The organism is Pseudoalteromonas sp. SG43-7 (assembly GCF_014164295.1).
In the GTDB taxonomy this organism is placed as follows: domain Bacteria; phylum Pseudomonadota; class Gammaproteobacteria; order Enterobacterales; family Alteromonadaceae; genus Pseudoalteromonas; species Pseudoalteromonas rhizosphaerae.
Window position 1 is genome coordinate 163213 of record NZ_JACJEY010000002.1, and the last position, 23208, is coordinate 186420.

The 23208-nt window shown below is 39.4% G+C and carries 21 protein-coding genes; 8 read left to right on the forward strand and 13 right to left on the reverse strand.

What is annotated here, in order from left to right:
• Positions 1-54 precede the first annotated feature (54 nt).
• Positions 55-2556 carry a S8 family serine peptidase gene (locus H5200_RS01530; RefSeq protein ID WP_182760784.1) on the reverse strand — a complete coding sequence of 834 codons (2502 nt, stop codon included), beginning with the start codon at positions 2554-2556 and terminating at the stop codon, positions 55-57.
• A gap of 591 nt (positions 2557-3147) precedes the next feature.
• Between H5200_RS01530 and H5200_RS01535 the strand changes: the two genes are divergently transcribed.
• The 5 genes from H5200_RS01535 (at position 3148) to H5200_RS01555 (ending at position 6776) form a co-directional block, all read left to right on the forward strand.
• A complete protein-coding gene (locus H5200_RS01535; protein ID WP_182760785.1) occupies positions 3148-4662 on the forward strand; it encodes a curlin in 1515 nt (504 codons plus the stop codon).
• A gap of 33 nt (positions 4663-4695) precedes the next feature.
• Positions 4696-5097, forward strand: coding sequence for a curli production assembly/transport protein CsgE (locus H5200_RS01540; RefSeq protein WP_145234525.1), 402 nt, complete (start codon positions 4696-4698; stop codon positions 5095-5097).
• Entirely contained in the window at positions 5087-5527 is a 441-nt protein-coding gene (locus tag H5200_RS01545) for a curli assembly protein CsgF (protein WP_149981821.1), read from the forward strand. The genes H5200_RS01540 and H5200_RS01545 overlap by 11 nt, the downstream gene beginning before the upstream one ends.
• Positions 5528-6301: a CsgG/HfaB family protein gene (locus tag H5200_RS01550; RefSeq protein WP_145234530.1), complete on the forward strand. Its 774-nt coding sequence runs from the start codon at positions 5528-5530 to the stop codon at positions 6299-6301.
• A gap of 97 nt (positions 6302-6398) precedes the next feature.
• Positions 6399-6776, forward strand: coding sequence for a DoxX-like family protein (locus H5200_RS01555; protein ID WP_182717635.1), 378 nt, complete (start codon positions 6399-6401; stop codon positions 6774-6776).
• Positions 6777-7086: 310 nt separating this feature from the next.
• On the opposite strand, the gene H5200_RS01560 is transcribed toward H5200_RS01555, so the two are convergent.
• The 4 genes from H5200_RS01560 to H5200_RS01575 all read right to left on the reverse strand — a co-directional run bounded on the left by H5200_RS01560 (position 7087) and on the right by H5200_RS01575 (position 11827).
• The gene (locus tag H5200_RS01560; RefSeq protein WP_182717650.1) at positions 7087-7779 is read right to left on the reverse strand and encodes a response regulator transcription factor; all 693 of its coding nucleotides are present in this window, start codon (positions 7777-7779) and stop codon (positions 7087-7089) included.
• Between the two features lie 193 nt (positions 7780-7972).
• Positions 7973-9469, reverse strand: a complete 1497-nt coding sequence (locus tag H5200_RS01565; protein WP_182717636.1) for a trehalase family glycosidase — start codon at positions 9467-9469, stop codon at positions 7973-7975.
• Positions 9466-10716, reverse strand: coding sequence for a sugar MFS transporter (locus H5200_RS01570; protein WP_182717637.1), 1251 nt, complete (start codon positions 10714-10716; stop codon positions 9466-9468). The genes H5200_RS01565 and H5200_RS01570 overlap by 4 nt, the downstream gene beginning before the upstream one ends.
• A 103-nt stretch (positions 10717-10819) precedes the next feature.
• Complete coding sequence (locus H5200_RS01575) at positions 10820-11827, reverse strand: LacI family DNA-binding transcriptional regulator (RefSeq protein WP_182730809.1); 1008 nt, start codon at positions 11825-11827, stop codon at positions 10820-10822.
• A 256-nt stretch (positions 11828-12083) separates the two neighbouring features.
• Between H5200_RS01575 and H5200_RS01580 the strand changes: the two genes are divergently transcribed.
• Entirely contained in the window at positions 12084-14354 is a 2271-nt protein-coding gene (locus H5200_RS01580; protein ID WP_182760786.1) for a TonB-dependent receptor, read from the forward strand.
• Between the two features lie 57 nt (positions 14355-14411).
• Here H5200_RS01580 and H5200_RS01585 read toward each other — a convergent pair whose 3' ends face one another.
• The 4 genes from H5200_RS01585 to H5200_RS01600 all read right to left on the reverse strand — a co-directional run bounded on the left by H5200_RS01585 (position 14412) and on the right by H5200_RS01600 (position 17369).
• Entirely contained in the window at positions 14412-15617 is a 1206-nt protein-coding gene (locus H5200_RS01585) for a sugar efflux transporter (protein WP_220496100.1), read from the reverse strand.
• Between the two features lie 123 nt (positions 15618-15740).
• Complete coding sequence (locus H5200_RS01590) at positions 15741-16346, reverse strand: GDSL-type esterase/lipase family protein (RefSeq protein ID WP_182760787.1); 606 nt, start codon at positions 16344-16346, stop codon at positions 15741-15743.
• 1 nt (position 16347) lies between these two features.
• Positions 16348-16872, reverse strand: a complete 525-nt coding sequence (locus H5200_RS01595) for a DsrE family protein (protein ID WP_182760788.1) — start codon at positions 16870-16872, stop codon at positions 16348-16350.
• A 32-nt stretch (positions 16873-16904) separates the two neighbouring features.
• Positions 16905-17369 (reverse strand): flavodoxin family protein, encoded by a 465-nt coding sequence (locus H5200_RS01600; RefSeq protein WP_182717641.1) that lies wholly within the window; start codon positions 17367-17369, stop codon positions 16905-16907.
• Between the two features lie 97 nt (positions 17370-17466).
• On the opposite strand from H5200_RS01600, the gene soxR reads away from it, so the two are divergent.
• The gene (gene soxR, locus H5200_RS01605) at positions 17467-17928 is read left to right on the forward strand and encodes a redox-sensitive transcriptional activator SoxR (RefSeq protein WP_182717642.1); all 462 of its coding nucleotides are present in this window, start codon (positions 17467-17469) and stop codon (positions 17926-17928) included.
• A 415-nt stretch (positions 17929-18343) separates the two neighbouring features.
• On the opposite strand, the gene H5200_RS01610 is transcribed toward soxR, so the two are convergent.
• From H5200_RS01610 to H5200_RS01625, 4 genes are all read right to left on the reverse strand, one after another.
• Positions 18344-18829 carry a hypothetical protein gene (locus H5200_RS01610; RefSeq protein WP_182717643.1) on the reverse strand — a complete coding sequence of 162 codons (486 nt, stop codon included), beginning with the start codon at positions 18827-18829 and terminating at the stop codon, positions 18344-18346.
• An 18-nt stretch (positions 18830-18847) separates the two neighbouring features.
• A complete protein-coding gene (locus H5200_RS01615) occupies positions 18848-19624 on the reverse strand; it encodes a hypothetical protein (protein ID WP_182717644.1) in 777 nt (258 codons plus the stop codon).
• Between the two features lie 738 nt (positions 19625-20362).
• Entirely contained in the window at positions 20363-20797 is a 435-nt protein-coding gene (locus H5200_RS01620) for a GNAT family N-acetyltransferase (protein WP_182717645.1), read from the reverse strand.
• 9 nt (positions 20798-20806) lie between these two features.
• Positions 20807-21433, reverse strand: a complete 627-nt coding sequence (locus H5200_RS01625) for a LysE family translocator (protein ID WP_182760789.1) — start codon at positions 21431-21433, stop codon at positions 20807-20809.
• Positions 21434-21521: 88 nt separating this feature from the next.
• On the opposite strand from H5200_RS01625, the gene H5200_RS01630 reads away from it, so the two are divergent.
• Positions 21522-22916, forward strand: a complete 1395-nt coding sequence (locus H5200_RS01630; RefSeq protein ID WP_182730818.1) for a PLP-dependent aminotransferase family protein — start codon at positions 21522-21524, stop codon at positions 22914-22916.
• Positions 22917-23208 lie beyond the last annotated feature (292 nt).

The window sequence follows — 23208 nt, forward strand, 5'->3', positions numbered from 1 at the left end:
GGGGAACAGCAAGGCTTGGGACTTCACGGGGAATTATTTAAATGTTAAGTGCACTTATTCAAATGTCACTGTTACGATATTTGAACATACATCTGCTGTAACACAAACTTGGTAATCATAGGCTGGCAAAGTTGCATTACGTAAGAAGTCACGGTGACGGCCGTTATCAGTCGTTGTTCCTACAAACTCACCATTACGATATACATTAAGTGACTGAGCACCCACTTGTTCCCAGCTAAGATCAACACGCATAGTATTAAGGCGTGTTTTATTGGCACGTACCAAACTCAACTCTATCTCAACATCACTCACAACCACGGTTTGCGTTGTTGTATCAGTATTGCCTTCGCTATCAGTAACCGTAAGACTAACGTCATAATTACCTGCTTGTGCATAGGTATGAGCGGGGCTTGCATCGGTTGACGTTGCACCATCACCAAAGTCCCAGCTCCACTGCGTGATATCATCATTTGCATCACGGCTGCTGTCTGTAAAGCTCACAGAAAGACCTTGTGCATCAAACTCAAAACCGGCCTCTGGTGGCTGCGGGCTGACTTCACCAATGGCACTAAATGTAAGTGACCAATTATTCAGCGTACCTGTATCTGCTGCATAGGTATCTTCAATATGTAATACCCAATCACCCGTTGCCACTTCACCATTAAAATCAGCTAAAGAGTAGCTTTGAACTATATCATCTGCGCTACCGCCTGATTGACTATGTAATGTAGAGCTTGTTCCGCTAGGCGAAGTTAACGTAACGATTAAATCACCAATGTAAGTATGTGAAATATCAATACTCGCTTGAGTTGCAAAAACAGTCAGTGGATCATTTACGGTGATCACAGAATCAACACCGTCAACATTGTTATCGGGGATTGCTACTGCGGTATCATTCGTATAGGTAAAATCATTTAAGCCAACAGGATCAACTAATAAGCTTACTGACTTCTGCTTAGCCAACTCGCCAGAAGATGCATTTACGCTAAAGTCATAGCGCCCCCATTGTGTTGACTCTTGAGTTGGCACACTAAGTATCACCACATCACCAGGCGTTGCAGTGTTTGCTGATAAACTAGCACCAGCTAAATCGCCAATTAATTCAAGATCTACAACCCCTTGCCACTGGGCAATTGAGCCAATTTCAAATGTATATGTTGCCGTTTCACCGGCAGTGATCTGCTGAGCTGTTGGTGTAACAGATAGTTTAAAGCTTGGTGTAGGGTCTGCCTGCTCAAGAGCTTGATTAGCGTTTAAGCGTTTGCCCGATACGGTCTTCCCTGCCAGTTGTGCATTATCATCGCCACTATCCATAAGCAGCTGTTTAAGCTCACTTGTTGATAAGTCAGGATTGAGTGATAGTACCAAAGCAGCGACACCCGCAACATGCGGTGTGGCCATTGATGTACCAGAGTAAGTTGCATAACCATTGCCCGGTACAGTTGATAAAATAGCACTCCCTGGAGCACCTAAATCAACACTGGTTAACCCCCACTGTGAAAAGTCTGACATATTATCGTTACGATCAGTGCTGGCCACTGACAACACGCTTTCATGCTCATAATTGGATGGATAATGTGGATTTTGATCATTATCAACGGCGTCATTACCTGCAGCGGCAACAAATAAAATGTCAGCTTGTTCGCTGGCGGTTATCGCATCAGCAAGCGCTTGGCTAAAGCCACCACCGCCCCAACTATTATTTAGTACGCGAACATTTACACCCGCATTTTTCAGACTCACCATATAGTCAATACACTTAATAGCGTCGGATGTAGAGCCACTGCCTGATGCATCTAAGAACTTACAACCAACAATCGCCGCTTCATGATTAACACCCACAACACCATTATTGTTATTACCTGCAGCGCCGATTGTCCCTGAGACATGCGTACCGTGACCTTGGTCATCCATTGGGTCGCCAACATTTGTAATGGCATTAATACCATGCACGTCATCAATGTAGCCATTACCATCATTATCGATGCCATCGCCTGCGATTTCATTCGGATTTATCCACATATTTGCCGTTAAATCACTATGACTGTGATCTACACCAGTATCGATAACGCCCACAACGACATCTTTACCACCTGTTGTAATTGACCATGCTTCGAGTGCATCTATATCCGCATCGGCCGTTCCACCAGATTGGCCTTCATTGTGTAATCCCCACAACTTTGAAAAATCAGGGTCATTAGGAGCCGTAGCAATGCTCACGCGATAATCTGGCTCAACATATTCAACCGCTGCATGTGTTTGCAGTAATTTAATTGCTTGCTTGGTGCTCATGCCAATTACTTCAAACTTAGCTAGACGACCAGATAAAATCGACGAATAGTTATCATCAACACCATCTTTATTTAAATCACTTACTTTAGCTTTTACTAAACTGCGGGCTTGACTTCGCATTGCCACAGAAGTGCCTTTTTTATACATAACAAGCAATGAGTCTTGAGAAGCTCGTGCTGAAGGCTCTGCAGCAATGGTTGTTACTTGTGCTGCAGCTAAACATGGCAAAATAGCCAAGCTTAAAATAGATAATTTAGTTTTCATATTTTGTATCCATAGTTAGAAATATTAACTTAGCTTTGTTACTAAGTTTCGCTAACTTCACTACTTTTGAAATATCACTGGCAAGCACCATAAATGACAGAGAAAACCTAAACCAGACAAGAAAAATTCAATAAATTACTAAAAAACCAGTCTTTAACACTGTTTTTAACGGTCAATTTATTAACAACACAATCGTTTTTATGAGTAATTAGCGCTCAGTAGATGCCTTACTCGCCTCATCTTTTATTACCAGATTATTCAACATTCCAAGCTGATTACGGTGGAAAACAAGTAAGCAATTGAAAAGAAAGTAGATTAAAAATCATAAAAAGAGATGATTTCGAATATTACGTTTACACAATAAAGTTAACCGTCAATTGGTAGCAGTGCGTAAGTAAAAAAGCATTAATTGCATAAAACACAACACTGCATATCAATATAATTCTTCACTCACTTTTGTATGAGTGAGCTTTTTGCTCTTGATATCACAAAACTTAAATCGGCAAGGCATGCCGAACAAACTATGCAGAACATTAAGGTATCCACAACCCATTAATGACTGCTCTAATAATTATAAGTTAAGGAAAAATCATGAAGTTAAATAAATCTTTATTGACATGTGCAATCGCAGTTGCATTAAGTTCAAGCTTTGTTGCACACGCAAATATCGACGATAAAAACCAATCAACCTCTGTATTAGCAAGTCAAGTGTCAACTACTGCGGTAGGCAATGTCCTCACTATTGAACAAACATCATTGCAAGGTATGGGTAACGATGTAATGGTCACGCAACAAGGTGATGGCCTTGAAGCAAACGTAACAAGTTTAGGCGATAACAACAGCATTAATGTTGATCAAAAACAAATTCAAAACTTGTCTTTAACGTACGTAATAGGCGATAACAACACCCTAAGTCACAGCCAAGATGGTGAAGTTAATGGCGCTCTATCAGACATAACAGGCGATGATAACTCAGTCAATGTTGCGCAGTTTGGCACGGGCTTTTTTGGTATTAATAACGAAGCGATTAACGTAGTTCAAGGTGATGCTAACGACATTGCAGTTACTCAGCAAGATGGCGGCCATTGGTTTTATAATTTGGATTTGCAAGGTAATAGCAACAAAATTAGCGCATCTCAAGCAGGCCTTTTAAATGAAGCAACGCTGGCAACTATTAGTGGTGACGAAAACACCATTGAAGTTACTCAAAACGGCTTGTTTAACGCTTTTACACTTACTGAACTCGTTGGTAATACGAATGAAGTAGTAATAGCACAAGAAGGTAATTTCAACGGCGTTACGGTTACTTCTGTTCGCGGCGATGAAAACAGCTTAGAAATCGAACAAGCGGGTGATTCAAATACTGCGACTTTTGCAAGTGTTGAAGGAAACGAAAACACCCTATCAATCGACCAAGAAGGTAATACCAATACCTTCACATCTGAGTTATTTGCCGGTAATGACAATCAAGTTTCGGTTGATCAACAACAAGATAATAATCAAGTTGGGGCTGATGTATTAGGTGATAACAATGAACTCACTGTTATGCAAAATGGCTCAATGAACGAGACCTACTTGGGCACAATTGGCGCTGACAATGAATTCTCAAGCGTTCAAATTGGTAACGAAAACAGCGCTCACATCGCTAATTTTAATGGTCAAGGCAACGACGTTGATTTAGCTCAAGCCGGTGACATGAATACCGCTTTAATTCAATCTTCGTACCCTGACACATCGCTTACTTCAAACGATAATAACATTAATATCAGTCAATTAGGCAGCACAAATGAAGCAACATTAACCTTTGCAAGTGTGCTAAATAGTAATAACAATAGCGTTGATTTTAGCCAAAGTGGCGATCTGAATGCGATTGATTTAGTTATGGAAGGCAGCAACCATTCTATTGATATTTCGCAGCAAGGCGATATGAATATGGTAGCAGGTATCGATACGGGTGCATTTATCGTTGGTGGTGACAACATCAACTTCACAGTCACACAAGTAGGCAATGGCAACTTAGTTGAAGGTGCTATTACCGCTTCTAACACTTCAGTCGTGATCACCCAAGTGGGCGATTACAACACAGCAACTGTGAGCCAAGAATAAGGATATTGGGGGGCACGTCCCCCCATATTAAACATGACATTAGTTAGAACGCTTATTACCGCGCTAAGCCTGCTTTTTTTAACTACCTTTAGCCACTTATCTCAAGGCGCTGACGAATTAGAAATAGATGGCCTAGTGCTCGATCGCAGCATTAGTCGCTTTGGTCACCAGTTTTATTTTGAATTTTCAAACCTTTGGCGCGACCTACCCTCAACCGCTGGTTTTAATATAGAAATAAAAGAGACCGTACTTCCTCGGGCTGGCACAAAACTGACCTTAGTAATGAATAATCAAATTGTATATGTAACCTATTTAGGGCGTCGCTTGGAGCCTATTGATGAGCGTGTAGAACACGCTTTATACAGTGTTATGGATGCGATGGCGCGCTCTAATTTACATAAAGCTTCGCCCGATATGGCAAAAAATGGATGGTAAAATGGCCCCCTACTCAAGAAAATATATAACAACAATTATAATGATATTACTCCCCTTATCTGTATCTGCAACAGAGCTTGTGTATACCCCCATTAATCCAAGTTTCGGAGGTAGTCCACTCAATGCCAGTATGCTATTAAATAAAGCGCAAGCGCAAAATAAACATAAAGCACCAATAATTGAACAAAGCTACGCTGAGAAATTTCAAGATTCTCTAGAACGTACCTACTTAAACCGCATGGTAAGAGAGATCACTGATATTGCCTTTGGTGAAGATATAGATGAAAGTATTTTTAACCAAGATTCAATTTTTTTAAGTGGTGATTACGAAATTCAAGTGATCACCAGTACCGTAGATTCAATTACAGTGCGAATAACCAACACCACTGACAACAGTGTCGTGGTCATTGAAGTACCGAGGTTTAGCTAAATGAAAGCGCTATTTATTGCAGTACTTACCCTGGCATTATCCGCATGCAGTAGCATGGGCAATTTGATCCCACCTTCGCAACAGTTGGCCGCAAGTTTAACCCCCACTGAAACCTTTAAAGCACTTCAACAGTTACCAACACCTGCTGGCAGTATCGCCGTATCGGTATATTCTTTTCGTGATCAAACGGGGCAATATAAACCGCAAGGCAATGTTAGTTCATTTTCAACCGCCGTCACTCAAGGGGCTAATTCCATCTTAATACAAGCGCTGCACGAATCTGATTGGTTTATTCCGGTTGAACGTGAAGGTTTGCAAAATATTCTGACTGAAAGAAAAATTATTCGTGCCGCCCAAGCCGAACAGCCAAATGCTGTTGAATTACCACCACTGACCACCGCTAAAATCATTTTAGAAGGCGGTATAATTAGCTACGACACCAATGTAAAAACCGGTGGTTTTGGCATGGAATATTTTGGCATCGGCGCGTCAGAACTCTACCGCGAAGATGCAATCTCGATTTACTTACGTGCCGTAGACGTGCGTACTGGGCAAGTATTATTGTCCGTAGCCACCAGCAAAAAAGTGCTCAGCCAAGAAATGCGCGCAGGGTTTTTCCGTTATGTTAGTTATAAACGTTTAGCCGAAGCCGAAGCGGGTTTTAGTGATAACGAACCGATGAGCATTTGCGTAACCCAAGCAATTGAAAAAGCCCTCAGTGATCTAGTCATCAAAGGCATAGATAAAGGCATATGGGCAACAAAGCGTAGTTAATTAAACACTTAACATGATTGCTTTGGTAAATAGTTAATTCATTTACTAAGGCCACATGCTAATCTCTAAAATTAATCTTGCTTGAAAAGGAAGCTGTATGTCATCAGTCCAAATTGCCCGATATATCATTAGTTTTAGCTGGTTATACCACGGCATATTTCCAAAACTTGTGCATATTGCCCCGCTTGAAAAACTAATAACTGCAAGCCTTGGCTTTTCAGAATCGATGTCTTATTTAGTCACTAAATCGGCGGGGGTGGGCGAGGTCGCCTTCGCTATACTGCTATTTATATATTATCAATCTAAAATAATCATTGTTTTAAATATCATTGCATTAGTTGGGTTACTATTCTTTGTTGCTGCGCTACAACCACAACTTTTAGTTGAAGCATTTAACCCCGTGACTACAAACTTGCCAATTATTGGCCTAAGCTTAGTACTATTAAATAGCCTAAAAGCTCAGCCCAATAACTAAGTTGGGAAAATAATCTCAATGGTAATTACCGATTGAGTGCTATATAAAACAAAGGTTATACGTGCTCTGAGATCTGTTTGGCTAAAGCTGCAAACTCACTGTCGTCGGCTCTTTCACAATCGTGAGATGATAAATTTCAAAAACATACCTGTTCGCCCCACTCCCTCTAGCGCAGAGTCAAAAGTGCCAAGGCTCATCATCTTCCCAAACAGGATGATAAGGTGCTTTACCTGAAACAATATCACAAAATATGCAGTTACTAATGGTCCAGCCTACTGATTATAATTGGGCGTATATAATGGTTGATCTGTTAGTCATGCAACGGCAACCGTACCGCCATATAGCGCTGTGCCCAATTAGATAACTCAATACGATTTCGTGAATTGGTTTTTTTAAATGCGCTATAAAGGTGTGTTTTTACGGTGTGATCACTGATATTTAACCGCTCTGCGATACTATGATTATTCGCCCCTTGTGCGAGTAAATGGATCACTGACTTTTCACGTTTGGTTAGATTTGCTAGTGCTTCATGTTCACTATCAGCATCGTAGTTAGAATGTGGCTCAAAACGACTTACCATGGCGAGCACTTCATTAAATGTAGAAGAAATAATCTTGCGACTGAACCAGAGTTCATCATTAATGATCCGCATTAATCCGGTAAATACGTCTTCAGGAAGATCATTGTTATAAAAAACTCCCTTAAAGTTATTAAGTAATAAGTTTTTTTCACAAATAGCGTCAGAATGCGCATTAAACACAATTACAGGTTTCACTTTGGCTAAGGCTAATAAGTCTGCTGGTATTAAATTTTGCCAATTGCAGCCGCTGCTATCAATTAAGAAAAGATCAAACTCATTACGGTTGTCATTATGGGGGAGACTGTCGTCCATTTTTACTTTACTAAAAAATGCATCTAGCGTTTTAATTAAGTATGGATAACACTGTGAACGAACTGGCATTTTAAATACGGTTTTGATAAATACGGAGGTTGGTTGAATCATTGCATCTCGTCCTTGAAACATTTCGTTCACAATACCTAAAACAACTCCAATGTTCAACCTATTTCACTCAAATCTATTGATTTATAAAGAGAATAAAAATTCTAGACGTCTAGATACTTGACTACCAAGCAGTTTAAAAGTCAACCCTTTTAATTATAAAATCTATTTAAATCAACCCTTTGTTACTAACTTGTTACTTTATTAAATGATAAAATCGAGAAGTAACTCCATTGGTCCAACCAAAGCCTTGCTGCACTTTGTACTCGCCACCTCCAGCTCTATTTTCAGGCTCATAAACATTGTATTTTTCGAGTAGACAGTGGTCGGTTTTAAAACTGTTTTCTATCATCTGTAACCAATTGCTCATTATGATGTTTGCATCTGCAACAAAGCCATACTGGTGAAATCCGTGTACAGCAAACCACTGCAGTGGTGCCCAACCATTAGGGCTATCCCATTGCTGGGAAGTCTCATTGAGGGTTGTTACTAATCCGCCTGGTTTTAAAAAGTCACTCATAAGCTTATTTTTAACCAACACCGCCTGCTCTTCGCTGGCACAATTGACAAATAATGGGACGGTGGCGGCAAGCGACAGCACTGTAGATTGTTGCTGGCTTTGATAATTAAAATCAACAAAAAACCCCATATCAGTACTGAATAAATACTGATTAATTGCCGCACGTCTTTGAGCTGCTTGTTGCTCAAAATACTGTTGCTTATTTGTATTGTTTAATACCGCAAAATAATGACCCAGCTGTTTTTCAAGGTAATAAAGTAAACTATTAAGGTCCACAGGAATGATATCTGTGGTTTGAATACTGGTAAGCTTATTATTACCCAGCCAGCGACTACTAAAATCCCAACCAGACTCGCACGCAGCTCTAATATTTCTATAGTAATTAGCTCTTTGCTGTTCAGGAAGTAATGAGGCATCATGCAAATCTTCACGCAGTGATTCTGGCCGTGGTGTTGCTTGATCATCCCAATAACGGTTAAGTAATGCACCATTTGCCATTTTTACTACACGCTTATGGCTTGATATTTGCTCACTCAGTAGCTCTGCCCCCTGCATCCAAAATGTATATTCTTGCTCAAGGGCAACAACGCAATCAGTTAACCATGCAAAGTCACTATTTTTACAGTATTTTGCTTGCCAAATTAAATCAACCATCAGCGCTAGAATAGGAGGCTGCGAGCGAGAACTATAGTAACTGCGGTTGCCATTGGGAATACAACCATTACGATTTTGCAGATCAATAAAATTAGCAAGCATGGCTTCGATACTGTCTATATCGCCAATATCTTGCAAACCTAACGCAGTAAAATAACTATCCCAATAATATATTTCTTGAAAGCGCCCACCCGGTACTATGTAGCTGTGTTTAAGTGGTAATAAAGAGCTGGCTTTAGCTGTGTCTGCATTGCGATGCAAATACGGCCATAAATTAGCAATATAGCTTTGCACACTATCGCTGCTGCTTTGCTGAGTTGGGAGCTGTGTTGATTCAAACGTAAAATGCTGTGCTACAAATTCTGTTAACTGTGGTGTAGTAAGTGGTTTAACGCGTAAGTAAAGGTCGCATGCTAACTGCCAACTATCATTAGCAATCGCATCAGCAAAAGTTTTACTGTCACTAAATATAGCCGCCAGTTGCACATCTAAAAATAATTGGCTATTTACAAAGTTCATATCGTTCCTTTTTCTGGCACTGCGCCTAAGTTTACTGTCATTTTTTTAAATAAAGTTACACTGATCAACAACAAGCTAATTGGGATCAAGGTAAGATAAAAGGCATGTTGGCCACTAAATTTATCAAAGATGAAGCCGGTAATTACTGAACCAGTGGTGCCGCCTAATGCTGAAAAAACCACGATAAGTCCGGTCATAGCTGCCTGCTGGTGAGCGGCTAACGCACTGAGCATCACAGAGTTAAGTAATGGGTAAAGAGGAGCCATAAAAAAGCCAATGAGCGGCAGCATGTATGCTGCAAAAGGCACATCAAATACACTCGTTACTTGGCTGCCATCAATTTCATGAGTCAGCGGTAAAACTAGTAGCACCAGCACGGCCATAGCAACCAAGCAACTTAACAACAAACTATACCAGCCAATAACGCGTAATATCTGCCCCGCCACTAGTCTACCTAGCGCCAGTGCTGCGGCAAACACACTGGCCAATTGAATACTAATATCAACTGGCAGCTTAAGTACTTGATTATTAAAAGTAGGTAACCAAGTCCCTACCCCTTGCTCAATCAACACATATAAAAATGCACTGATAATAAATATAACCACTAGAGGTTTATAAGTGAGTGTTAGCATGTCAATAAAAGCAGCTAATTGACTGGTACGTAATGTTGCTTTTTGAGGTGCTTTTATTGGCGCTATAAGCACTGTAATAAAAGCCATACCCGCTAACAAAGCCAGCAAATAATACACGTTCAACCATGCTGTATTTTGCGCATTACTACTATCAATAAACCATGAGAACACCCAATAGCCAGATAACACCCCAAGCATAAAAATACCTTCAATGGTGTTAAGCAATGCTGAGTGCTGATTGGCGTTATCAGTGACTTGGCCAATAACCGAGTAAACGGATACTTTCATAATCGCGAAACTGCAACCGATCACAGCAAACAATACTTTGAACGCATAAAACTGTGCAATTGAGGGCATTAACAAGCACATTAAGGCAACCAACCCCAACGCTACAAGCATGGCCAGTTTATAGCCAAGTCGTGGAATAAATGATGCAACAATAAAAGAAACTATTGCTATGGTAAGGTCTTTATAGCCTTCTAAAACAGAAGCTTGCGTTTTTGTTATGTCAAAACTATTGATGGCTTGTAAAATTACGGTGCCAACACTATTGAGTAAAATAGCGAACACGAAATAGCTACACGCCAACGCTATGGTTATTCTTATTGGGTTCATACACGTTAACCTGATGTTGATTTCTTTTAGCATAGTGTAGCGCAAAATAAAATGCAAACGTTTGCATTTTAAATTTCAAAATTGAGTTAACTCACCCTACAGATTATCCTTTGCTAGATTGACGATTAATTAATTCTATTTCAACAACTTGTGATTCAGCTGACTGACCTTGTAACTGCGCTAATAATTTTTCAACCAGTAATACTGAGGCTCGCTGAGTGTTTTGTTTAATGCTCGAAAGTGATGGGTGACTCACATCTGCCATGGCAATATCATCAAAACCAACTAACGCAACATCGTTAGGAATACTGATATAGCGCTCTTTTAACGCTTTCATAGCGCCTAGTGCCACCATATCGCTGCACGCCATAATGCCGTCGAAACATAAACCTTTCGCGACTAGTAATTGGTTGATCCCGTGGTATGCTGCGCTACTAGTAATATCGATAGACACTACGTTTGCTATAGCGTTAGCCGTATTTAGAGCAGCTAAATAACCACGGTAACGTTCGCCAATTTCAGCATGTCCTGGGTCTCCCAAAAATACAATATTTTTAGCGCCACCTGCTAATAAGTGTTCAGTCGCAAGACGACCCCCAACAAAGTTATCACTGCCTACAATGGGATAATTACTGGGAGTTTTTGGGTCACCCCAAACAACTAAGGGCACGCCTGCATTAGCGGCGGCTTCAATGTTTGCCGGATCTTTGCCTTGCCCAACCACAATAATGCCATCAGCCCGACGGCTATTGATAAAGTAATTAGCCCAGTCATCACCGGCCATAAATGAGTTTGAGAGTAGAAGTTCTAGCCCTTGTTTATTCAACGCGAGGTTTATCTCTCCGACTACCTTAAGCAAAAAAGGGTCGTTAATTGATTGCTCAGTGCCACTGTCGAAATTTATGATCACTGCTACAACATTGGTTTTTTGTGAGCGAAGGCGGCTCGCAGCCGTATTTAAACTGAAGTTATGTTGCTTTGCTAACTGCTTTAATTTATCTCTAGTTTCTTTTTTTATCAATGGGTTATCATTTAACGCACGAGAAACAGTCGAGGTTGATACTCCAGCAAGCTTGGCTAGATCCGCTAACTTTAGTTGTTTGTTATTCATTGCTAAGTACGAAGCCTTCCTTAAATCGTGAAGTTGCAATATACCATCATTATTAAAATTAGGCTGCGCCAAGGCCTAAATTTAGTCATAAACATAACCGTGTATAAAAATAATACAGAAAGTTAAAAAAATAATTGCAAACGTTTGCATAAAGTTCTAAGGTTTAAAAGAACACAGCATTAACATTTCATTAAATTAGTTAGTGCTTTGTTATTTATAGTTTTTTAAATAACGAACAAAAAATGGGAATACCAACATGACAACAACACACACACCAAGCAAACTTGCTTGCGCTATTATTTTAGCGCTATCCAGTCAAACCGTGCTTGCAGATCAACCAGCAACAAGCGCGCAAACAACCACAGATAAAAAAGTTGAACGCATTGTGGTTTCTGGTACACCTGCAGGTATGGGCGTTCGTAAAATTGATGCCAGCTATGCTGTGACAAATATTGATGCTGAGCAAATAATTAAACTATCACCAAAAAGTACTGCGGACTTATTTAAAGCAGTTCCCGGTGTGTGGGTTGAAAGCTCGGGTGGTGAATCTGGCGCTAATGTATTTGTTCGTGGTTTTCCTGGTGGTGGTGATGCGCCATTTTTAACCCTAAGCCTAGAAGGTTCTCCTATTTACCCAGCACCAACATTATCGTTTTTAGAAAACTCATCATTATTTAGAATCGACGAAACCATTGAAACCATGGAAGCATTACGTGGTGGTCCAAACCCAGTGGTTTCTAACGGCCAACCGGGCTTAACAACCAACTTTCGTTTAAAGCGTGGCAGCGAAGATACTCAAGGCTTATTTAAATACACCACCTCTGATTACGATTTGCAACGTGTTGATGCTGTTTTAAGTGGCGAAATCAGCGACGACCTATATTTTATGGTAGGCGGCTATGTAAAAAGCTCACCAGGTATTCGTGATGCAGGCTTTACCTCTGAGAAAGGCAGCCAGTTTACGGTTAATATCACCAAAGAACTCGAAAACGGTGAAATGAATTTCTACACTCGCCAAACAGACGATCATGGCGCATGGTACTTACCAACACCACTCAATGTTAATGGCATTGATGCTGAATATACCCAACTTGGCACACTAAACCGCCAAGCGACCATTTATACCGGGCCAAATAATGACGCGCACCAAGTTGATATTGGCGATGGCCGTGGTTGGAATGGCCATGTATCTGGCGGTAGTATTAAACTTGAATTTGACAATGGCTGGAGTTTTTCAGACCGCTTTAATATCACCAAAGGCGATGCTAATACACTTGGTTTAGTGCCCGCAGGCTCCGCAACAACACTAGGTGAAGTGGCTGATAATGGTCAGTCTGCAACAGGCGCCGCGACAGGCACAACTTATGACAGTGATACACCCGTACAACAAGTGGGTCGTTGGGTGGTACTCAAAGAAATTAGTTCATTTACTAATGATTTAGCATTTTCAAAGCAATTTGAAGACCTCTCTGTTGCTGTCGGCTATTACACTGCAAGCACCTCTGCCAACGACTGGTGGAGCTTAGGCAATACGGCCTATCATGTTCTTGAAGCGGGTGGTGAAATGCTCAATGATATTACTTGTAATGAAAGCGCCGAAGGCTGTGACTTTAACTACGACATTAATTCATCAGGTGATGCACGCACTAATGCTTTTTATACCACGGCACAGTACAAGCTAAGCCAAGATCTCACTCTTGACGGTGGACTACGTTATGAAAGCCATGATGTACAGTACAGTGTTGATGAAGGCCTTGACGGTATTATCAATAAAACCGTTGATTACGATGAGAGTAAAACCTCATGGACAACCGGTTTAAACTATTCAATTAATGATGACATGGGCGTATTTGCTCGCGTTAACCGTGGTTATAAAATGCCATACTTCGATGATTTTAGAGATAACTACGTCGCATACCACCAAGACGGCGAGAAACTCATTAAAGAAGTCACTCAAGCTGAACTTGGCTATAAACTGATCACTCAAAGCACTGACTTTTTTGCCACTTTATTTACCAACGAAGTCAAAGGCGATACCTTTGTAAGTCGCCCAGACGTGCCCGCTGAAATCTTAACCAACGAAGCGTATGGTGTTGAACTTGATTACAACTTTAATCATGAATCTGGCTTTTCTGTTAATTTAAATACTACATTACAACAAACAGAAATCACGAAAAGTCCAAAAAATAAAGGCAAAGAAGCACAGCGCCAACCTAAATGGCAAGTACGTGTAACACCAAGCTATGACTTTGAAGTAGACGGCATGTACGCCACACTCTATGGTACTTTGTCAGCAGTGGATGACCGCTTTGGTAATAATGAAAACACCGTGACACTTGATGGCTACGAAAAAGTTGACTTAGGTTTTATCCTTGAGCCAATGGAAGGGATCAAACTGCAATTAGCAATTGATAACTTAACCAACGAGCAAGGTATTACCGAAGGCGACCCACGTAATGCTGACGCCCCCAATGGCCGTTACATTATGCCTCGTACAACACGCTTAAGCGTAAGCTACGAATTCTAACCCTCATCTCTCTGGATCAATACCCAAAGCCGTGGTGGTTAATACACTGCGGCTTTTTTAAATCACGTTTTGAACAAAAAGCTGCTCTTGCGACTCGCTCTCTTGGCGCTTTAAATAACTAAATATTATTAAAAAAGTCATAGCAATGCTTGCCGCAATAAGCGAGCCTAGCGTGGCAAAACGAAAACTAAACCACTGTGCAATTAAACCGGTACTGGCAGTACCAAGCATGACCCCTACTTTAATGGCATTGCCATAAAAAGCAGAGGTAAAACCAATTCGTGATGGTAGCTGCTCTTGTAAAATAGTCAGGCCGATACCCGCAAAGATCCCATAAAAAATAGCATTTACACCTTGCAGTACAAAGAATTGCCATACTTGATCGGCAAAAAATACGCCAATATAGAACAAAATAGCGCAACTAAAAGCAAAACCTAACAAGCCTGTTTTAGTGATGCGTTTACTGAGCTTTGCGCTATACAACATCACAGGGATCTCGATTAATGCCACCATGCCCATAAATATTCCAGGTATATTATTAGCAAAGCCCAGTTCATTTATTGTATAAAGCGGTAAGGCACTGGCGTACATAATATTGCCAATTGAACCAAAGGTTATAGCAGCCCCTAAGGCCCAAAATGATTGATTGATCGGCTGATTTGGCTCAGCTTTCTTAGCTCTGTCGTTAGCATTAACACTGGGCAAAAACTTCATTGCAAAAATTAATGCCAACAACGCAAACGTAGCTGCGGTATAAAATGAGCGACTAAAGGCAACTCCTGATGCAAGTAAATAGCCAAGCGGCGGGCCTGCGACCCATGCAAATGAAATTGCCGCTCTAAGGCGAGTATTAAACTGGGTGATATCAATATGATCTTGCTCATCAGCCCACTGGCGAGCAATAGTCATAACTTGCGGTATCGCGGCATTGCCCATTGAAAGCAAGAGTACTCCGGCAGCAAATACCTGCCAAAAAGACGTTGCGTTAGCGAATATGATTAACGCCATCCCCATGCCAGAGACCGCAATCATAAACATCTTTTTAGCGCTCACGCCCTTATCGGCCAATCCACCTAACCATTGGCTAAAAAGAATGCCCATCAAAGTGACACCTGTAGTGTACACACCCAAATATATAGGTGGACTTTGTAAGCCTTCAACAATAAACAAACCCATTAGTGGATTAACAAATGCGCCTATTAAGCCCGTTAATAAGCTTAACAAGATAAAGACCACACCATATTGTTTGAATATCGACTTCAAAAAACACCATACAGACACTAAAAATAAGCCGCGCATTATACGCGGCTTTAAGTAATATTAAAATACAAAGCAGGTTGTTTAATAATCACGATGTACTCTCTATAGTTGATGAGCAAAACCTTCTCATTGTGTCAATAAGCTAACTAAGTGCTCAGCAAGTAAGCTTTGTGTAGCTGGTGCTAAGTGAATCCCTTCATCAGGACATGGATTTACTTGCGAATAAGCATCTAAAAAATTACATCGATGCAATTTTGTAACGTCAGCAAAGTGTTGTGCTAACTGTTGTGATTTAATTTCAGCACCAGCATAAATACGTTGATATTGATTAACTTCATAAACTTTAGGCGGGCTAATAATAATACGTTTTGGTAAAGTGGTATTACTATAAAAGTTATCTATCTCAAGCAGTAACTGATTTAAGCCCAGCGAAATTTGCTCTGGTGTTAAGTCAAAGCGCGCTTTTAAATCATTAGTACCGAGTTGAATAATAACAACATCAACAGTATGTGCTTCCAAATACGGTTTTAAATACTTAATGCCCGATTTGTCGCCCATAAACGGGGGATTATTGACTAAAGTACGATTAGGCTCCCCGGCTTCAATCACTTCAAAGCCTGTGCCCAACAGCTGCTTTAATAAAGTAGGCCAGCGTTCAGTTTCGCTCAGCCGTTTCCCATCAACAGGAGAAATACCAAAGGTATTAGAGTCGCCAAAACACAAAATATTCATTTTAAAATGGATTCAGCGTGTAGCCTTGTTGCTGTAACTGCGCATGAGCGGTCATTGCAGAAAGCGCCATTTTCACCCCTGGGATAAGCTGCTCTGCTGCTACCTTCATATGCATTGCCGACTGCCCGCACACATACACAACCGTGTTATTAGCAAGTAGCTGGGTGATCAAAGACTGGTTTTTATTATCAACATCAAAGCGGCTTTTATAAACGCTGTTTTCCAGCACATCAACACTCGCGCTACCGTGTACAACGAGAGCTAGCTGGATGTTTTCCGGCTTTACCCCATGGGCAACATGCATATTGATAAAGCGCGCTAACGAATTAATATGATTATTTTGCGCGCCTTTTTCAGCGCCATCTCCTACATCAAAGGCAATTTTAAACTGCGCTTGGCTTAAGTCTGATACATGAGCTGGTACATTGTAAAAATAACCAAAGTCATTGATAACAGGAGTTGGCTCAGCAGCGATCGTTGTTAAGCTAGTTGCAAGAAGGCCAAAGCCTAAAAGTGAAGTTTTCATAAATCATCCTTTTTAGTTTAGCCTACCCGTATTTAACCAGCCTGTACATGTGAATGAGCTTTAAAAGTCATTCCTAAATAATTAAAGGTTTGTTTAAACATGTCTATAAATGCGTCTGGCGCAGAGGGAGATGAGGCATTAGACAATAGTGAAAACTGTTTTTGACGTAAAGTTCTAAGCTTCGGTTTTAACGCCTCGTCATCCATGTAATCTGTGATCCTATCCATAAATGCTTTCATTTGTGGCGTGGTGTTATACCAGTACACAGGCGATGCGAACACCCAATGTTCGTAGCGAAGTAACACTTCAAACAAATTATAAAAATCATCATTGTGATACTGCTTATCGTAGCGATAAGGTGAAATAACATAATCATCTAAGCAAAAAACAATGCCGCTTTGTTGCTTACTATAGGCATTAACTTGCGCCGTAGTATTACCGTTTTTACGGCCACTTGAATAAATAATAGCGGTGTTATGCATTGATTTTTCTTGCATTTTATTTCTCCTTTTTTATGGTTGCAAAGAGCATAAAACCTCAAGTAAGATTGAGGTCAACCTTAAAAATTGATTTTTAATAAAAAAGAAGAAAACTATGACCGATCAACAAAAAAAACTTGTTGAAGCTAATTTAACTGTGGGCTTTGTAGCTAAACGCAGCGGCGTAAAAGTCTCCGCACTACACTTTTACGAAACCAAAGGCTTGATCCGCAGCTGGCGGAACAACGGCAACCAACGCCGTTATAAGCCTGATGTACTGCGCCGTGTGGCGGTCATCAAAGCAGCGCAAGCAATGGGCATTACTCTTGAAGAAATCAAACAAACCCTCGCCACTTTACCTGATAAACGTACCCCCACTAAAGAAGATTGGTCAACATTATCAAAAAACTGGCAAGCACAACTTGATGAACGTATTGCTTTTATGCAGCGCCTACGCGACAGAGTCGACGGCTGCATCGGCTGCGGTTGCCTGTCAATGACAAAGTGCCCGATTTACAATAAAGACGATTACTTAGGCGATACCCAAAGTGGTGCAGTGCTATTAGTAAATGATTAATCTAAAACCTCATACAATTTTCAGCTAAATACACAGAGCAACAAATTATAAGCGCTAAAACATAAGAACTTTTCGATTTTAAATTAACAGTAATCAATCAGATAGATGTGATGTGCTTTATATAGTTAGCGCATTTGCATGAGATAGCACAACAAACGTATGAAGGAGGTTTGTTTAATGAAGCCGATTATCAAAGAAATAGAGAAGAAATTAGGTGCTCTGCAGTTAACTATAACGTAAGTGATTTATCAAAAACGATACACTGGGAAGGCATAAAACAGTGGGTTTATTGTCTCTTTTAGAACAGAATAAGGCAATGTAAGCAATGAGGTTTTATAGTGTTTAAACAGGTAAAAATAAGGTTAGTAATGATCTATGTGTAACATTAACATAAATCATTACTGTAATTTATAAATTAATAAAGTGCTTTAATTTTCTTAGCAAAATCAGAAGCATTACGAGACATTTTATGTCCAGTCTCAACAGTTAAAGCGTTATCTGCTAATGAGAACTCACTTGCAGAGTCTGAAAAGTCATCTTTAGCTGTAACATTTATTTTAGTTAACTTAGCAATCTCTTCTTTATAATCCACATCATCTTTACAAATTGCAGAAAGAGCCTCAAGTGTTGCAACAGTTCTTTGGCCTGAATGAGCAATAACCCACTGGCTTTGATAATTATCTTTAGCTAATTTATCTTTATTCGCGGCGATCATTTTTTTATAATCTTCCCAATCGACTTTTACATCTAGTGAAGCATTACCACAAGCCGCTTTAACTTTATCAACCTCTGCTGAAATACTAGCATCAGCTGCTCTAATAGCCTTTTTGTCTTTAATAGATGCATATGAAGCTGTACTAAATAACGTAATAATAATACCCGCTAAAATTTTATGTTTCATTTTCTTTCCTTGTAGTGATTAAAATATATCGTAAATTAGTTTATAACTGGTTTCTGGCAAATTAGTAACATCATCACCAATTTCAATAATCAGCACACTGTTTGACATTTTTGCTTGATGCTTATCTGCTACAACAGATGGAATAAGCTGAATTTTTTCTATCCCTTGTACAGCCTCCAAATAATCGTGGTCGATGGTACAAATATTTTCTAATGCATTCATATAAGCCGATAATTTAGCAGGACTAGTTTTTAGTTTTTGAGATTCAAACTGTCGCCAATCTATATCGATTTCAATATTCGTTTCACATGTTGTAGAAAATGAACTAACTGATTTTTCAATAAGTTTTTTGGCAGCAATTTTACTAACAACATTTAATTGCCTTACTTGATATTGCTCTTTGACTTTATTAACTTTTACAATATCTGCCAAGCCGGAATAAATAACTTTTGTAACTGTATCATTATCGAGATATACACTTGAATAAGAAACTAATGTTCCTGAACGAACAGTTTTATGACCTTCATTTTTAAAATTAACATCCGGCATTCCAAGCAATTTTAAATAATAACCATCACCAATGTCATTCTTGAATTTTTTATAAAGTAAGGTATTACCATCATAATGATGTTCAAAGCCATTGTAATTTACATAGTAAGTATTTTCATCCTCAGCTGGAACAACTGTCAAAGTAGCAGAAAATTCAGAGTCAAAGCTATGGTAAACCTTTGGGTTTTCTTGAGCCATAGTTGTAAATGAAGTGATAATTGTTAAAAATATAAAAAGATAATTCATGATCGATAGTTAATCCTTTAACTTATATGTATTAAAATAATGCAGGTAATAGTAACTTTAAATCCAATTAAAATTGACTACTAAATAACAACGTTACTATACGCAATCATAAATCAAAATTCAAAATTTTATTACAGTAAAATAAGAAACAATAACAACATGATAAATTAATTTTTTGTAACCCTATAACTTATAATATTTACATACATTCATCTTGCGATCATCGAAACAAAGTAAAGTTGATTAGGTGAATTTTTGCCACAGTATTTTACCAAATTTGATCTCACTTTCAGAATTAATGTTATCCGCGTATTTCCGCGGGAACTTGAATACCTCTGACGCGTTAGCTTATTTCACTTACCAGTCAAAATAAAATAAGCCATATATAGACACTCCCTTGAAGTCAAAGCGAGCTGGTTTATAGATTCGTAAGGCGCACAACCCACAACGAGTGTGTAGACTGCCGTTCATATGGAAATGATAATAATGAAAGCTGTAACCTGAACTCAGGACAAGGCGGTAAACATTACACCAAGAATGTACAATGCATTTTCTGGCGTAAGCATTGTTTGCATTTTACTAATTAACTGACTCTAAAAACTCAGTAATAGTATTATTTACTGATACTCTCTAAAGTGCTCACATTTTTAATAAAACGGCTATAAATAGAGAATAAAGAGTTCAGCTGTAAAATAATAAAAGTATTTAACTGCACGCATTAAAACGTTCAATCCATACTTAATTTTGCCGCTGTAATAATGTTGAGTACCCGCCAACTAAACACTTTTCCATTGCGAGATTGGGGCTTGCTTGGCTTTGAAAACCAAATTGTTGATAAAGTGAATGAGCGTCTTTTGTTGCCAGTGTAAAACGGCGTAATGATTGCAATTCAGGGTGACTCATTACATGATCCATCAGCTTTTTACCCAGCCCTTGACCTCTAAATGGCTCTAACACAAATACATCCAGTAAATTTGCAAAAGTGGCTTGGTCAGTCACCACTCGTGCAAATGCCAATAGCTGTTTATTTTCAATTAATGCAAAGCACAGCGAGTGTGCGAACGCTTTTTCTAACCGTTCGCGACTAATGCCTTGACTCCAATAACTTCGCTCAGATAAAAACTCAAACGCTTGAGTAAATTGTTGTGGTGACAATTGGTGAGTAAATTTCATTTTATTTCCCTACTGAATGCTTGCATTGGAAAGAAAAACTAAAGGAATTGATGCCGCAAGAAACAGTGACATAACCCAATTAAAACGTTTAAAGATATTTGGCTTATTTAGAAATTGGCGCATGTATTTGCCAAAATTCACCCAAAACAAGCCTGAGCAAGCCGCGACAAGGTTAAAAATAATCACGCCCAAAATTGCAGAAGGCCAATAGGCACCTCCTGTTAAAGTAAGTGCAGTACAAAGTGTCATTAACACTGCATATGACTTAGGATTGATCAACTGAAAAAGCATGCCTTGAAAAAAATTTAAAGGCCTTGCTTGAGCATTATCACCTTTTAATTGAGAGCTACTAGCTATCTTGTATGCCAAATATAAAATATAACCACTGGCACAAAGCTGTAGAAAAAAATGCAGCTTTGGCTGTATTAAAAACAATTTACCTAATCCTAGTAGCATTGCCAAATGCATTATCGTCATGCCTACTCGAATACCCAATAAGTGCGGTAGGGTTTTGATCACGCCAAAATGTGTGCCTGAGTGAGTAAGCAAAATATTATTAGGCCCAGGCGTAATTGACGCCGCAAAACAAAATAAAATGAGAGCCGGAGCAAGCTCAAAAACAGTAGCTGCATTCATAATAATTAATTGTATTGATACAATATTGTAGTTGTTTAATAACTATTAATTGTCATACTTATGTAAAATCATCAATATTTTTATTGTTATGAATACAATTTACAAACCGGATCACACTCTATTTAGTAGTTTGTGCAAAACACAGCCAAAATATCGCGCATTAGCCGCTTTGATTGAGCATGCTATCGACAACAAAATGCTGGGTTTTGAGCAAAAATTACCAGCCCAACGACTTCTCGCTGACAGCCTAAGTGTTACACATGGTACGGTAACTCGTGCATATGCTTTACTTGAGCAACGAGGGTTGGTTACTGCAAAACTAGGGGCTGGTACCTTTGTAAGTAAAGTTATTGAGTTAAGTCATTTTGAGGGCGACACAGACTTTGCTTCAAGCATGCAACCGATGATGGGGCAACAACATGTTATGACCAATGCCCTGCAATCGCTGTCAAAGGATCAAAGTGCATTAACAGATGTGATGATTTATAAACTCAATGGACTTACCTCACATCAACATTTTTTCAAACAATGGCTAGCGGATAAGGGCTTTGATTGCTTAAACCATCCGTTGATATTTACCCAAGGTGCTCAGCAAGGAATATTCACTACGTTAGCAACCTTGTGTGAAAGTGGCGATACTGTCATTGCAGAGTCAATGTGTTACCCCGGTTTTTACCATGCGTGTCATTCGCTTAAACTTTCATTAGCACAAGTAAACGTGCATAGCGACGGGATTGATCTTGCGCAAATTGAAGCATTGTGTAAGTCGCGTACAATCAAAGCGGTTTACATCACGCCAAACTGTCAAAATCCAACCAATATTTGCTATAGCAGTAACAATTTAAATGCCCTACTGGCGCTGAGTCGCCGATATAATTTTTTCATTATTGAAGATGACGTAAATTACTGTTTGCCAGAGTATTGGCGATTACCATTGTGGCAACAAGCACCGGATCGGGTTTTTTATATTTCAAGCTTTTCAAAATATTTTGCAGGCGGACTACGAGCCGGTTACTTATTACCTCCACGACTTTGGGAGCAACCAATTTTAAAACAAATTCATAGTGAGTGTTGGGCGGTTTCCTCAATGAATTTTGAGTTAATAATGCGCGCCATTAAAAGTAACGAATTTACTTATAATCAAACTAAGCTAGCAGATGAGATACGCTATCGTATTGAACAAATAAAAAAGCTGCTTCAAACTTATGAGATAGATGCTCAGTTTGCCAGTTTAAATGTATATATTCGCTTATCCCAGTCGCAGAATATGTTTGAGTTTTGCAGCGTATTAAAAGCGCATAAGGTAATTGTAAGGACGCTAGATTCCTTTATCCCAGAAGTTCCAGCCCTAAAAGTAGATAATCCAAATGGTGTTCGCCTCACCCTAGGCGGCCCAGCAACCCGGGCTGAGTTTGACTTAGGCATCACCCGCGTTGAAGCCGCTTTACAGCAGTTTAATCAAACATTTGAGGTAGTTATTTAAATTTTATTATTCAATAAAATCGGGGAATCATTATTCCTTTGGGTGATGTGAACTCATACTTTTTTGAGGAAATATAGTGTTTAAAGTTCTGCGAATTTTCTATCACTCTTGCATTTAGTTTTGCAAATCTATATGAAATTGACATGAATATCCTTTTGCCTACCCAAGTGCATATTCTCACCAGCTTTGATCATCCAATGGCATTAACTTTGATCACTTATTCTCATTAAGCTTTGATCACGAAAATTACGCGATAATGATCACTTTTGTGTTCTTAATGATTTTGCCGATC